This is a genomic window from Bradyrhizobium sp. JR3.5 (assembly GCF_054057015.1).
The window spans coordinates 3,239,489-3,251,828 of sequence record NZ_JBSRYV010000002.1 but is presented as its reverse complement, the minus strand read 5'-3'; the positions used below and the strand labels follow the sequence as shown (position 1 = coordinate 3,251,828).

Here is a 12,340-nt window from a genome sequence, read left to right as displayed (position 1 = left end):
GGAATGCGACAGTCAATGTTTCTCTATGACGGGCGCTTTCGATCAAAGCCCTCGCGCCCCGGCGAACGGCACGAGCAGATTCCTCCGACTTAGCCCAAGTGGGCTTTTTGTTTTTATTTCCGAACATTTGCGTGCGAACCAGCAAGACCGGTCGGCGAGAAACGCTCGTAGACTTTCGACCCCACCCTGGTCAAGCGAACGATCGTCCGACTTCAGCCGCATCGACCCACCTAACTCCTCCAACGTTCCGAGCTCATGCGATCAGAACACGCTCGAATGTTCGGTGGTGATGGTTTGTTGCGGAGGACATAGGCGAGCAATCCCAACGCTTTCGCGCCGAGATGCTTCCCACGTCCTCAGCGATCATGCTCGGCGGAGCCAGGCCCGTCGCTATCGGACCCCGTGCATGCGATGGTGCTGCACAGGTCGCGTCTACTTGCGGCGATCATCATCTCGCCGGCAGCCGCCCTCACGCTCGAGGCCGGGCTTTGCTTTGGCTGCATCCCACGGTAGGCTATCAATATGCGCCGCCGCCGTTAACCGACCAGCGCATACGAACTCAATACAAACGAATTAAACGCGCGCCGAAGGTAACAGGCCGGCGACCCTAGCTCTCATGCTGGCGCGGTGCTCCTCGCTAAACTCGATGATCGGCTCGGCCACAAGAAGTCGGCGCAGCGTTCGCGTTTGCGCGTACAGAGGGTAGGTCACATTGATAGCAATCTTCTTCAGCACGAAGGGAACAGGCCGCCATCCGCAATCGTACGGTTCGCCATGTTCATTGTTTCCGCAGAAGCCGCTGCTCCAGCTATCGACCGCAATTTCGACTGCCCATGACGGCACATCGCTAAGGGCCAGAAGATAATGCTTCCCGGCTATTTCGGCCTCTACAGCCGTAAGCCGGGCATTGCGAAATTGGCCCATGAGCAGCGCTGTGATCTTGGCCAGCGTAGCCCGCTCCCAAACTTCGTGCTGAGCCGGGGTCTGCTGGCAGAGAGCATTCACGTCGGAGACATAACGCTCAATCACCTCTCTCTGATCTTGGGTCAAAACCAAGTTGACGGGGAGCGTCGGCAGCGTCCTGTACTTCCCGTCCACCAGCGATCGTTGGCACTCGTCTTTCATCGATCGCACGCGCAAGTCGACCCATTCCGGCCAAGATGGCATCCGATCCAGTTTGCGAACGTTGGGAAGCGGGATAGGAAGGACGGGCATAGATGCGCTCCGCGGCTGCAATGATCCAATTTCGCCAAGTGGCACTCCAGTCGCGCTTCGTCGCGCCAGTGCCCACCTTAGCTGTCCAGTAGTTCGTGAATTTTTCGGCTTCAGCCAGCGCACGCTCGTGGCTCAAACCGCGCTCTAAGGCGAATTGCAGTTCACTTGACGTCGGGTGCCATTTGGCTGGCAATCGGCAGCCACGCCCTTGATCTTGCCTCCGAACAGAATGCGCTCGCTTGTTAGCGCGCTCGAGAGCCGCGACGAATGGCACTGCACCATCGATCGAACCTCCGCGTTCGAAGTAGGCCTCGAGCTCTTGTGCGATCGGAGTAAGCGCGCAGGAGGGGCTCGCTCGATCAAACAGATCGGGATTCTTGGATCCTGCTGTCATGGTGGCTAGTCGGACTAACCCGCCCGACGATGTCCGTCGGCCCACTCGAGGAGATCTTGTGGCCGATAACGGACTGCGCGCCCCAGCTTAATGAAGGATGGACCGGCGCCTGTTCTCCGCCAAGCTTGCAGCGTTCGAAATGAGATTGAGAGCAAGCGCGCGGCCTGCTTCTCATTGAGCAGGGCGATGTTGCCAAACTCGGGGATAGTCATCGGAACCTCCTGGAGCGCGATCAAATACGTTTCAGCGCTTCAAGGGGTAACCAGCCGGCGAGCCTGATCCAACCAGCTGTACGTCCGAACTGGACAATTCGGAATGCGTGTACGTCCGAACTGGCGAATTCAGAGAAGCCGTTACGGCTGGGCGCCGGCCTCTCTCAAAGCCAGGCGCAATTGGTCAGAGATGGTCTTCACGGCGAGAGGCTCGCGACCAATCCCTTGCTTCTTCCGTTCGTCGTTTACGGCTTTTTCGATCTTTTTTGCGGTATTGCGATTTTGGCCGTTCAGCTTCGGATTCTGATTCCAGAATTCTCGTGCAATCGACAAGATCAATTGACGCTGCAATTCTCCCTTCGATTTCTTGGCTTGCGACCCTTTTGCTCTGTTGTCCCTAGAAGCCTTTCCCTCGACAGCCAACTCGTTGATTTCACCGGCCGCTGAGTGCAGGCGGTACATGTACATCGCGCGAAATATATCACTCAGGTCGTCGTCGTTAAATCTCGTGAGCAAACGCACTATTGCATGTAGAAGTTCGGCGGCTAAGCGATCTTCGCTCAAGGGCTGCGTGCAATCACGAGCTATGCCAAGCCAGAGGTCTTCGTCAGCAACGATCCCATGCTCCTCAGGCACGTACCCCCAATCACGTTCGATCGGCGTGATGAGCGATTTGTCAGTCGGCAAATCTTTCGTATCCAAATGAGTACGCAGTCGTTTGGCGAGAGCGTCCAACGCCGTTCTCCCGCTTGGCTTAAAAATACGCTTATGCAGCGTGTCTTTCAGGTCCCTGACGTCGACGTCCAACAGGAAGCCGCGGGTCCTTGTGCTAACGACCACTGGCCCGTCCTCTACCGAATAGCTTAACTCTTTCACTTCGTTGAGCGGTATTCTTTGCTGCTTTTCTGACATCGATGCCTCAGTGATTCGGGGCTTGGCCGCAATTAAAAGCAACTGATCGTCCTCGAGACAGGCAAATCTGCAAATATCCACGGCGACCGTTTGCGATGCGTCACGTTTGACGCCCACCAGTTGCTGCAATCCAAAATCGATCTAGCGCGCGCTTTCGACGGAATGCAGCTTGCCGGTCATGCAACCGGAAGCTCATCATCGCAATCAAGAAGACTTGGCCGAATTAGCCTCGCTCCTGGCCGCCGGCCTTCAGCGTCTTCTGGAGCGGAAGTCCAGTCATTTATCGCGCTGCAGCGGCGAAAATCCGCTCGACTGTGGGGCAGTCGTTGAGGGTCATGTCCGGCAAAACAGTAAGGAGATGACCCCGTGAAAAACAGCGTTTTGGCCCAGCTTGCGGCCCTTAAGGGAGCCTCGGCTCCGGCGTTGAAAGCCCGCTGGCGTGAGCTCTTCGACACCGAGCCGCCTGCCTACAACAGGCGATTCCTGGAAAGCCGCCTAGCCTACCGCATCCAGGAGTTGGCTTATGGCGGCTTAAGCCGCGAGACCCAGGAGCGTCTGAAGGCCCTGGCCAAGCAATATGCCAACCAGGGGCCGGCCGAGCGCAAAGTCAGGCCCGCCTTGCGGCCAATCGCCGGAACCAAGCTGATCCGGGAATGGCAGGACGTGGAGTATTGCGTGACCGTCCGCGCCAACGATTTCGAGTATCTGGGCCGCCCCTACAAATCGCTATCCTCAGTTGCTCGTGAGATTACCGGGACCAACTGGAACGGTTGGATTTTCTTCGGCCTCAAGAACACCCAGGACCGCAAATGAGCCTGCGTCACCGCCTCCGAAGCGGCGAGAAGCGCCTAGCCAATCCGTTCGATGAAGGCACGTCCGGCCGTGCGGGAGCAGATCGTAAGGTCCGCTGCGCTGTCTACACCCGCAAGTCCAGCGAGGAAGGCCTCGATATGGATTTCAACTCGCTCGATGCGCAGCGGGAGTCCTGCGAGGCCTACATTACCAGCCAGAGGGCTGAAGGCTGGACACCGGCGCCGGACCGCTACGACGATGGGGGTTTCTCTGGCGGCACGCTTGAACGCCCTGCCCTCAAACGGCTCCTGGCCGACATCAAGGCCGGCAAGATCGACGTCATCGTGGTCTACAAGATCGACCGCCTCTCTCGCTCGATGCTCGACTTCCTCCAGCTTGTCGAACTGTTCGAGCAACACGGTGTCACGTTCGTCTCCGTGACCCAGTCGTTCAATACGAAGGACGCCATGGGCCGCATGGCGCTGAACATCTTGATCACGTTTGCGCAGTTTGAGCGGGAAGTAATCGGGGAGCGTATCCGCGACAAGGTCGCGGCGTCCCGCAAGCGTGGCAAATGGATGGGTGGCTGGACGCCCCTCGGCTACGAGGTCCGCGATCGCAAGCTGCTGATCAATGAGGTGGATGCTGAACGGGTGCGATCGATCTTCCGTCGCTTCGTTCAACTTAAGTCCGCAACACTGGTAGCGCGCGAGCTCATCGCGGCAGGCGAGAAAAACCGCTATGGCCAACCGCTAGACAAGGGCATTTTGTATAAGATCCTGCACAATCGGGTCTATATCGGCGAAGCCGTCCACAAAGGTACGTCTTACCCTGGCGAGCATGAGGCGATTATTGATCGCAAGCTCTGGGACCAGGTCCACGGCATCCTGAAGGAAAGCCCCCGCAAGCGGGCAAACAATGCTCGTGCCCAATCGCCCGCATTGCTGAGAGGCCTCCTTTTCGCCCCCGATGGCGCCGCCATGACGCCGACTCACACCCGGAAATCCGGGCGCCTTTACCGCTACTACATCAGCCAGACCGCGCTCAAACAGGGCAGGTCGGACTGCCCGGTCAGGATGGTTCCTGCTGCCGAGATCGAACGCATCGTTATCGACCAAGTTCGCCTCCTGCTCCAGACGCCAGAGGTCATCGTTCAGACCTGGCGCGCGGCACGCAAGTTGCGCAAGGATCTCAACGAGAGTGATGTCCGCACCGCGCTCCTAGGGTTCGACGAGCTTTGGAACGAGCTCTTTCCAGCGGAGCAAGCCCGAATCGTTGAGTTGCTCGTTGAGCGTGCCGATCTCCGACCGGACAAGCTGGATATCACTCTCAAGATCGAGGGCTTGACCTCCCTCGCCCATCAACTCAGCCCAAAACCAACTTTGCAAGCCGCCGAATGATCCGATCAGCTTCTATCACCGTGGGCCAACCTAGCCTCCCGAAATTGAGCCGGGACGGCCGCACTGTCGTCGTGAGCATACCGATTGCGCTGCGTCGCCAAGGAGGCCGCAAGCGTGTGGTGACTCCGTCCGAATCGCACGTTTGGTCACGGCCTGAACCGCGTGTAGACAATACCTTGATCAAGGCGATTGCTCGCGCTCATCGATGGCGTGGAATGCTTGAGTCGAACCGATTTGCTTCCGTCCGCGAGTTGGCAAAGGCCGAGAAGATCAACGAATCCTACCTTTGCCGCGTGCTCAGATTGACACTTCTCTCGCCCGTGCTCACTGAAGCAATTCTCAATGGCCAGCAACCGGTCGGGCTTGATCTCGCGAGGTTACTTAAGCTGCTCCCCGTCGAGTGGAACCAGCAAGAAACTCTCTTTCATGGTCAGGCCGCCTAGACCACAGACACGCCCCGCGGCTAGGTTGCCGCGATCCATTCAATGCTGCACGCGGATTTGCAGCGATTGCATTGCGCGGGCTGCCCAAACGTGCTGGTCAATTGCCAGTCTTGGGCTTCATTGCTCCACTGGATGGTTGCGTGACAAACAATGTCGTCTGAACCGCAGCCGGCGCAGACTGGCGTAGACCTCTGAGCTGAGCCCGCATCCCGGCTTGGTGTTTCGGCGAGCAAATTGAAGGGATTGATCAGCAGTGTTCGCCGCATTCTAAGGGTCCCGGGCGTGTGAGTTACGGCCAATTTTACATCCGCCGCACTCTATCTAAACCCCGAACTTTGTTGTGCGACGCAATCATGCACTGCTTCAGATGGGTCGCCCGCAACATCACAGATCAGTCGTCCCGGGGCGTAAAAGAACAAGCGAAGCGGAGGCGGAACTTCATCCCCGTGGGCTTGACCCAGCCAGGTAGCCCGCCTGACCTCCCGATTTGCACGATCCTCTCTTGTTCCTACGCGGATAGGTACGCAAAGCAACGCACCTATTCCGATGCATGGAACGCTGCTTAGCACGTCGCATTGTTCGTAATCGTTTTTGGTGAGGTATCGTTCATGCGTGCTTTTCCGAAGATTATTGCAATAGCGGCTGTATCGGTCTCGACGGCCACCTTCACAAATCCTGCTGCAGCGCAAACGTTCGACGAGAGATGGTCTATCATCCCGAAGGCGCACGCGGACCCCGGTCCTGCGAGACCTGATCAGACGAAGGAAGATCCAAAAGGGCAGCTTCCAAATGCTGAAAAGGTACCGGACAACGGTTCGCAAGATAAACCCGCCACGCGCACCGTCCGCCGCACCTTCTCTGGCAAGGCTTCGTTCTATTCGTATCGGACGAGTAAAACAGCGAGCGGTGTTGCATTCGACCGCGAGCTGCCAACAGCCGCACATCGCAGCCTGCCGTTCGGCACGAAAGTCCGCGTAACTGATCTTGCGACGGATAAATCAGTTGTCGTCCGAATTACCGACCGCGGACCAAACATCAGGGGGCGTGTACTCGACCTTTCGCGCGGCGCTGCGCGCAGCCTGGGAATTATGAATCGTGGCGTTGTCGAAGTTCGCGTCGAGGTCCTGTAGTGCGCTTTGCAGGAATGCATCGCACAATGAAGACATGGGTGCACGCGAAATGCCAGTCGATACAGGGCGAAGTTTACTAGGGACACAAACGCCACCCGCAGAGCGTAAGGAACGAATAGACGCGCCGCGAGATCCGTGGCGGCCTCGGCTAGGTGTGCGAGATTGGCACCTAGTGTGGACGAACGACCCGCACGGATGCCAATGTGGCGCCGGCATGAGATGTGAGTCTGGAGATATTGGCCAAAGCGCGCAGGAGCCTGCCATGAGCGGGCCGCTCCGTGAGATTCTCGCGCACCGACAGTTTGCCCTTCCCAGCGACCTAACCTGCTCTACTACCTCGTCCGTCCAAGCTCGCGCTAGCGGCGTCTCCATTTCGGTTGGCCCTTCCTGGTCCCTTCCTCTCAACAAGTGAGCTGGTCGCCCCATGCACAGACGGTAATGTAACGCCGTGGCCGCGTTTAGGTTGTTCTGATCGGGAACAGCCTAAATCGATCGGCCGACGCTATGCGCCTCCTGATCTGTGAACACGCGAGCGGCCGTTTCTAGTTAAGCAGGCGCAATGCGACGGATTAGGTCATTTTCTTGCAATCCGCGTGGTGAACACAAATCGGCCTGACTGCGACTTGGTTGCTACCACGGATCAACGGGCTTGGGGCTTCTCGACCTCGTCCTAACTCAACGGGCCTTCAGACGATTTGACAGTTGACCACTCTAATAGTCGACGACGTCCGAGCGGTGTGAGTTCCATGAAACGTCCAACGCCACCGCTCACGGTTCCGGCCAACTCGGACGAGATAAGACCGTAGGCCTGAAGTTGCGCGTCTATGACGTTCAGGTCACTCGTAAACAATTGGACGCCCTCGCGAGCGCTCGGAATGAGCGCGTTCTCCTGGAGAACATGAATAAACATAGCGACATCAATAGTCGACCTTGGCGCGACGAACTGAGGGCCAATCAGCACAAATAGTGACTTCCAGTCGACCGAGAACTGAGCAGGTACATTGTTGTATCTACTTGTTTGCGAACTCCAAACAGCGTGCGTGTAACGAACGACTACCTTGCTATCGATGTCAGCAAGCATATCCGCGCCTTCGAACCTAGGCGCTGCCTTGGATCGCAATTCGTCGTTCTGCAAACGAAGTTGATTCATTTGCGACAGAAGGTCTTCGCTCGCAGCGACGTCGGCTCGCATCCAGCCCACCGATGGATAGTCAGACATCGCCTTGTGAAGCGAGATGATAACTTTCGCCTTCAGGTCGTCCCGCGACGACCAAAAGACTACCAGTCGACTCTTAGAAACCGCCTTCCTAAATGCGGAAAGCTTCTGCTGCAGCTCCGGCTCCAAGTCCGTCTTACTGCTCGGGATACTCCCTACATCATTATGAATGAAGGCGAGCACCGTCTTCTTCTGCTGTACGGCGTAATGGTACTCTATTCTCCGTAAAACTCATACCGGCATCATCGAGCGAGCCGTAACGGGCAGCAACGATCAAGACGTAGTAGTCACACTCATCGATTATCTTTTTGATGTACTCAAACTGCTCAACGTCGGCTGCTGGGAAGACCTCCATGCCTGACGGTATGTGGCCCATATCCAGCACCGATTTCATCGTCTGCTGACGCTCTTCCGAAAGATCCTTAAATGTAGAGGAAATGAAGACCTGATACTTCTTTTGCACTTACTGAACCCCGCGACTCGCTTCGGCGGCCTAGTGGACTAGCCGACATGCACCTTGGTGAGAAACTCGCTCCAATTTTTGCAACGCTCCAATATTCCCCTCGTCTCAACCAATTCCCGCTGGATGGTTAGCTTAAGACTTGGGTCACCTCGTGCGGACACTACCAAGCCAAACAGCTGCAGACCCGTCATTCCGCATGTGTCGGACCGTTCCAGCAATCGCTGGACTGTGTTGGGAAAATCGGGGTCATTGCGCTGGTCGAGTGGCGCTTGCCTAAAGGTGCCGACAACTAACAGCCCCTTAGCGTCGCCACCGTCGTATTCCGGCATTTGTATCTTACCTACACATTCTGCGTATTTGCGTATTTCGGGGTCACCACGAATTTCCTCGGCGTCCGAGTGGAGAGCGGCATTTAGTTCTGCCATCCACCGCTCGACTTGCCGATACTGTCGTTCCCGCACCGGGCCATCAATGCCCTTTGCCTCGACGGCAACATAGCGCCCCGCGCAAGCCGCAATAATGTCCGCGCGAGAATTTGGGCCTTCTACTGCGCTGAGCCCAAGCTCCTGCAACGCGGCAATCACAGCAGTTGAGAAGCCGCCCCCCGTACCAGCTATCAGGCGCTTTAGGCCGGCGTCTGCAGCAAGTATTGCTTGTTCTGACGCAATCTGAGCATCGAGCTCCATCCGCTTTTCGTTCAGCCGCTCGATGCGAGCCATCACATCGGCCTCCCGGCTCGTCCTGAATTTGTCCGACCATTCTGGAAGGACTTCGACCTTTGCGGCCGTACGATCCGGCAGTTGAGAAATCGCACTATAGAACTGCTCGACGTTCTCCTCCATTTGGCTCTGGAAGGTCGGGATGAAAAACACCTTCCCCTTCCCCTCCATCACATACCCACCAACAGCAAACCTCTCTCCGGGCGTCGCCCGATGGGCAACCACCAGCGGCACGAGTTGCGGAGCGACGAGAGTGGCTCGATAGGACATGCTGCTCAAGAATGGCTCCAGCAGAGGTCCCACTGAACCTCCGGAAGCCAATTCAACTTTTGCACCATGAGTAGCCGTCATCTGCAGGGAGCCCAGAGGAAACATTGCCTCCACGCGGGCCACGGCGTTCGTACCATCTTGAAATGGACGGACGATAGGGGCTGCTGACGGCCCCACAACTATGAGATTGTGCCCCTCAGCGACCCAAGCTTTAATTTGCGTCATTCGCTGCGCCAGCGCGACATCTAGTCTGCCCGCCTTTGTGCGTGGCGGAAAGGCAACCAGTTCGTTGGCTAGGCTGTCTACGACCCAGATGATTGTGCTGTACTCGTACAGCGACTGGGTTGTTAGTAACCGTCCTCTATCGAGAGAGCCCTTTGATGGGCGCCCATCTATTACAAGCACGTGGTCATGGGTCATTGGAACCGACTGATTCATCTGAATGCGAAGATCCTGCGGCGTGACACTGTCGTCTCGGCTGGGCTGCCTCATTAGCGAACCAGCGCAAGACAACTAAACTGGCGACTACAGAACATACCCCTTCGTTGCCCCAGGACGGGCGGTCGACCGAGTCTCGTTGAGGCGCCTCAAGAGGTGAGCCTTGAGCTCGGTGAGCGAACAGGCTGACGACCCAGCCATTGCGTCTAACTGCGACAGCGTGAATGACCCCACGGAAATTTGGTTCTCGGAAGCAATCCCAATGCGCCGCACTAATCGAGGAATGTCAGATTGTGAGACCAGCTGCTGTCCTACCGAGTATGCTGGGACAACAACCTTCCTCCACATTCTTCCTTCGTCGGCGTTGAAATGAGGTTCCAGCCGTGACGAGCACAGAAATATCAACCAAAGCTTCTTCTTCGTTGAAGCACAAAGGTCGTCGTAGAGTTTGCGCGATATGGGTGGGTATCCCGAAAATAGCACAGTTGCACGATTGACGGAAATTAGTCCACGCTCCGGCGTTAGCTCGCGACTTAGCGCGCGTGCAAACGATGTTCGCAGATCGCCGAGCGTTTTGCCCACCACACTCTCTTCGACCCTTTGCACAGATGCACGATTGCTATTGAATGGGTACACTCCTATGTCGTGAACGTTTGCGTGGCGTGTGAGGATTTTGAGGAAGTTCCTTTCTAAAGAAGCCGGATCAAACTTGAATTCGCTCTTATCAGCTCGCGTGTAAAACCAGAGGAAATTTCTAGTGTGCAGCGAGAAAGGCGCGCCCGAATTGAGCATTGCGCCATTACCAAGATATTCGCAGATGCGTTTAGTAAGCACGTCTTGTTCAACCGTAGAGTCGTAAAATGCAAGGACGGGAGAGTAGTTGTCATCCCTGGCTGCGATTTGATCCAAGACCCAATCGGAGTTTTGGTATCTCTGAATCGCGACCGCGACTTTGCGAAACACCTCGCTTAAATCATCCGGTTGCTTAATCAGCCTTCTCTCTGCGCCAATGAGTTTCCGACAGCGTACCTTCGAAAGATTGGCGCCGGTGATATTGGAGCCGGTGAGGTTTAGCGTGTCGGTGACCAGCGTCCCAAAATCGACGTTGCTCAAGTCACAGTGCTGCAAATCCGTGGCGGGGTCGATGCCACATCTAGCGACGAGCGTGGGGAAGTCTTCCTCCTCCGAATCCATCAGCTCAAATAGCAACCGGGGAAGATCATCGTTCATTTCAGAAGCTCGCCTCTCAGCGTTGACGCCCATCCGGTTATTGCGCCGCCCGTGTTTTCGGTTTGATTGAGCGCGCGGAGGTGCTTAGCGATGAGAAACCTTAGCTATAGCTGTTTTGTTCGGTGACCTTTTCCAATTATCTAGGAGCGACTGTGAGGTGGTCTCGACGTCAATGATTGCGAGGTCTTTGGGATGGAAGCTAAGCTGGGCTTCAACCGCAATTGAGGGCGCTGTTACCTTCAGTTTGCACAATGCTTCACTTCCCGAATACCGGGACTGCATGAAATCTTCACCGACCGCTGAGAAGCGCCACTTGTTTCCTGACATCGCAACGACAGGCTGTTCGTGGATTTCTACTGCTTGCTTTGAAGTCGATTGGATCTTGCTATCGCGCGTCGCGCCTCCACTCACGTGAGCATCGGCCTTCCCGGAAAGGCTCCCACTTGAGCTTGCAGACAGCCGCCCTCCAAACCCAGACCCGGTCTGCTTGATGGTCTGGACGGTCTGGACGTTCTCGCGGCGGGTCTTTGAGCCAGTTGGTGTTTTGTCCCCCAATCGGTGAACCTGAGGGTCAATTTCACACCCGCGAAGACCAAGCCCCAAGGTTGCTCGTGACAAGCCAATCTCAACCGATTTGGACCAGTCGTCTGATGAAATCATCATTGTCCCGAACCGCACATCCGCACCAAGCAAGAAGTCATGTTCGTTAGCGCCTTGAGGCGCAAAAAGAACGACTTCGAGCAAGTCCGCGCAGCCGGGCGTAGCGCTTTGCTCAAAATTTAGTGGCTTTGGCGGCTTCACCATCTCAAATCGTCCCACATACGCGACTCGCGTTGCACGATAGCGGAAGAATCTTCTGCTATGCAAAATGGAATCCGAGGGATTCGGAAAAGCCTTTTGTATATATTGTAAATGGACAATTGGTCCTTTAACGCCCCGCCTTGCTAGTGTGCTCTGCTAATTGACACCAAGCTTCCTAATTCCCGCACGTTTAATTGCGTGAAGGTCGTATGAGTGATTGGCCGCGGCGAGAACGACCCTACGGTCTGATCCGGAGGTTTTCTTCGTTGAGCGAGAGAGATTCAAAACCAGCTTTCAATAAAGGCTCTGTTTCCCGCAAAAATGCCGTACCGTACCGACTCCCGACGTTCTAGGATTCGGAGAAAAATGCATTCTCCAGGCCCATTCACGGCGCATTTTAAGTACGGCCGGCGTTCTCCGAATCGTAAAAACACGCGAAAATAGCCGCGTTTTCGAGCCTCCCTCGGTGTCGAGGTACGAAGTTTTGGGGCAAACTGGCGGAGAGAGTGGGATTCGAACCCACGGTACGGTTTCCCGCACACACGCTTTCCAAGCGTGCGCCTTAAGCCACTCGGCCATCTCTCCGGGAGGCCTCTCTTGAAGGGCTGAGGCGGATTTTGCAAGGGAGCGTGGGGCCGGACCGCGAAATTTCCCCAATGGATTGAAAATATTGGATAAATTGGCGGCGTCCGCAGCCCCGTCCAG

At 56.2% G+C, this 12,340-nt stretch carries 12 protein-coding genes and 1 tRNA gene; 4 read left to right on the top strand and 9 right to left on the bottom strand.

Translation table 11 applies throughout. From position 1 onward, the window contains the following. Positions 1-573: 573 nt before the first annotated feature. The 3 genes from ACVWW1_RS32465 to ACVWW1_RS32455 form a co-directional block, all read right to left on the bottom strand. Positions 574-1,215, bottom strand: coding sequence for a hypothetical protein (locus tag ACVWW1_RS32465; RefSeq protein WP_456658681.1), 642 nt, complete (start codon positions 1,213-1,215; stop codon positions 574-576). A 408-nt stretch (positions 1,216-1,623) separates the two neighbouring features. Continuing rightward, the gene (locus ACVWW1_RS32460) at positions 1,624-1,821 is read right to left on the bottom strand and encodes a helix-turn-helix transcriptional regulator (RefSeq protein ID WP_456658680.1); all 198 of its coding nucleotides are present in this window, start codon (positions 1,819-1,821) and stop codon (positions 1,624-1,626) included. 141 nt (positions 1,822-1,962) lie between these two features. Continuing rightward, positions 1,963-2,862 (bottom strand): hypothetical protein, encoded by a 900-nt coding sequence (locus tag ACVWW1_RS32455; RefSeq protein WP_456658679.1) that lies wholly within the window; start codon positions 2,860-2,862, stop codon positions 1,963-1,965. A 237-nt stretch (positions 2,863-3,099) separates the two neighbouring features. Between ACVWW1_RS32455 and ACVWW1_RS32450 the strand changes: the two genes are divergently transcribed. From ACVWW1_RS32450 to ACVWW1_RS32435, 4 genes are all read left to right on the top strand, one after another. Further along, complete coding sequence (locus ACVWW1_RS32450) at positions 3,100-3,546, top strand: DUF2924 domain-containing protein (protein ID WP_456658678.1); 447 nt, start codon at positions 3,100-3,102, stop codon at positions 3,544-3,546. Continuing rightward, complete coding sequence (locus ACVWW1_RS32445; RefSeq protein WP_456658677.1) at positions 3,543-4,925, top strand: recombinase family protein; 1,383 nt, start codon at positions 3,543-3,545, stop codon at positions 4,923-4,925. Before ACVWW1_RS32450 ends, ACVWW1_RS32445 begins: the two co-directional genes overlap by 4 nt. 71 nt (positions 4,926-4,996) lie before the next feature. After that, positions 4,997-5,368 carry a hypothetical protein gene (locus ACVWW1_RS32440; RefSeq protein ID WP_456658676.1) on the top strand — a complete coding sequence of 124 codons (372 nt, stop codon included), beginning with the start codon at positions 4,997-4,999 and terminating at the stop codon, positions 5,366-5,368. Positions 5,369-5,943: 575 nt separating this feature from the next. Further along, positions 5,944-6,498, top strand: a complete 555-nt coding sequence (locus ACVWW1_RS32435) for a septal ring lytic transglycosylase RlpA family protein (RefSeq protein WP_456658675.1) — start codon at positions 5,944-5,946, stop codon at positions 6,496-6,498. A gap of 670 nt (positions 6,499-7,168) precedes the next feature. Here the strand turns inward: ACVWW1_RS32435 and ACVWW1_RS32430 are convergent. From ACVWW1_RS32430 to ACVWW1_RS32405, 6 genes are all read right to left on the bottom strand, one after another. Beyond that, positions 7,169-7,897, bottom strand: a complete 729-nt coding sequence (locus tag ACVWW1_RS32430) for a hypothetical protein (protein ID WP_456658674.1) — start codon at positions 7,895-7,897, stop codon at positions 7,169-7,171. Further along, a complete protein-coding gene (locus ACVWW1_RS32425) occupies positions 7,878-8,177 on the bottom strand; it encodes a DUF4062 domain-containing protein (protein WP_456658673.1) in 300 nt (99 codons plus the stop codon). Before ACVWW1_RS32425 ends, ACVWW1_RS32430 begins: the two co-directional genes overlap by 20 nt. Positions 8,178-8,215: 38 nt before the next feature. Next, positions 8,216-9,604, bottom strand: a complete 1,389-nt coding sequence (locus ACVWW1_RS32420; protein WP_456658672.1) for a hypothetical protein — start codon at positions 9,602-9,604, stop codon at positions 8,216-8,218. Between the two features lie 87 nt (positions 9,605-9,691). Beyond that, entirely contained in the window at positions 9,692-10,834 is a 1,143-nt protein-coding gene (locus ACVWW1_RS32415; protein WP_456658671.1) for a hypothetical protein, read from the bottom strand. 84 nt (positions 10,835-10,918) lie between these two features. Beyond that, a complete protein-coding gene (locus tag ACVWW1_RS32410) occupies positions 10,919-11,638 on the bottom strand; it encodes a hypothetical protein (RefSeq protein WP_456658670.1) in 720 nt (239 codons plus the stop codon). Between the two features lie 492 nt (positions 11,639-12,130). Beyond that, a tRNA-Ser gene (locus ACVWW1_RS32405) sits at positions 12,131-12,220 on the bottom strand. Positions 12,221-12,340: the final 120 nt, after the last annotated feature.

Coding starts and splice junctions, on each gene's coding strand:
- ACVWW1_RS32410 (WP_456658670.1), bottom strand. CDS start 11,638: ATGGTGAAGCCGCCAAAGCCACTAAATTTTGAGCAAAGCGCTACGCCC.
- ACVWW1_RS32415 (WP_456658671.1), bottom strand. CDS start 10,834: ATGAACGATGATCTTCCCCGGTTGCTATTTGAGCTGATGGATTCGGAG.
- ACVWW1_RS32420 (WP_456658672.1), bottom strand. CDS start 9,604: ATGAATCAGTCGGTTCCAATGACCCATGACCACGTGCTTGTAATAGAT.
- ACVWW1_RS32465 (WP_456658681.1), bottom strand. CDS start 1,215: ATGCCCGTCCTTCCTATCCCGCTTCCCAACGTTCGCAAACTGGATCGG.
- ACVWW1_RS32445 (WP_456658677.1), top strand. CDS start 3,543: ATGAGCCTGCGTCACCGCCTCCGAAGCGGCGAGAAGCGCCTAGCCAAT.
- ACVWW1_RS32460 (WP_456658680.1), bottom strand. CDS start 1,821: ATGACTATCCCCGAGTTTGGCAACATCGCCCTGCTCAATGAGAAGCAG.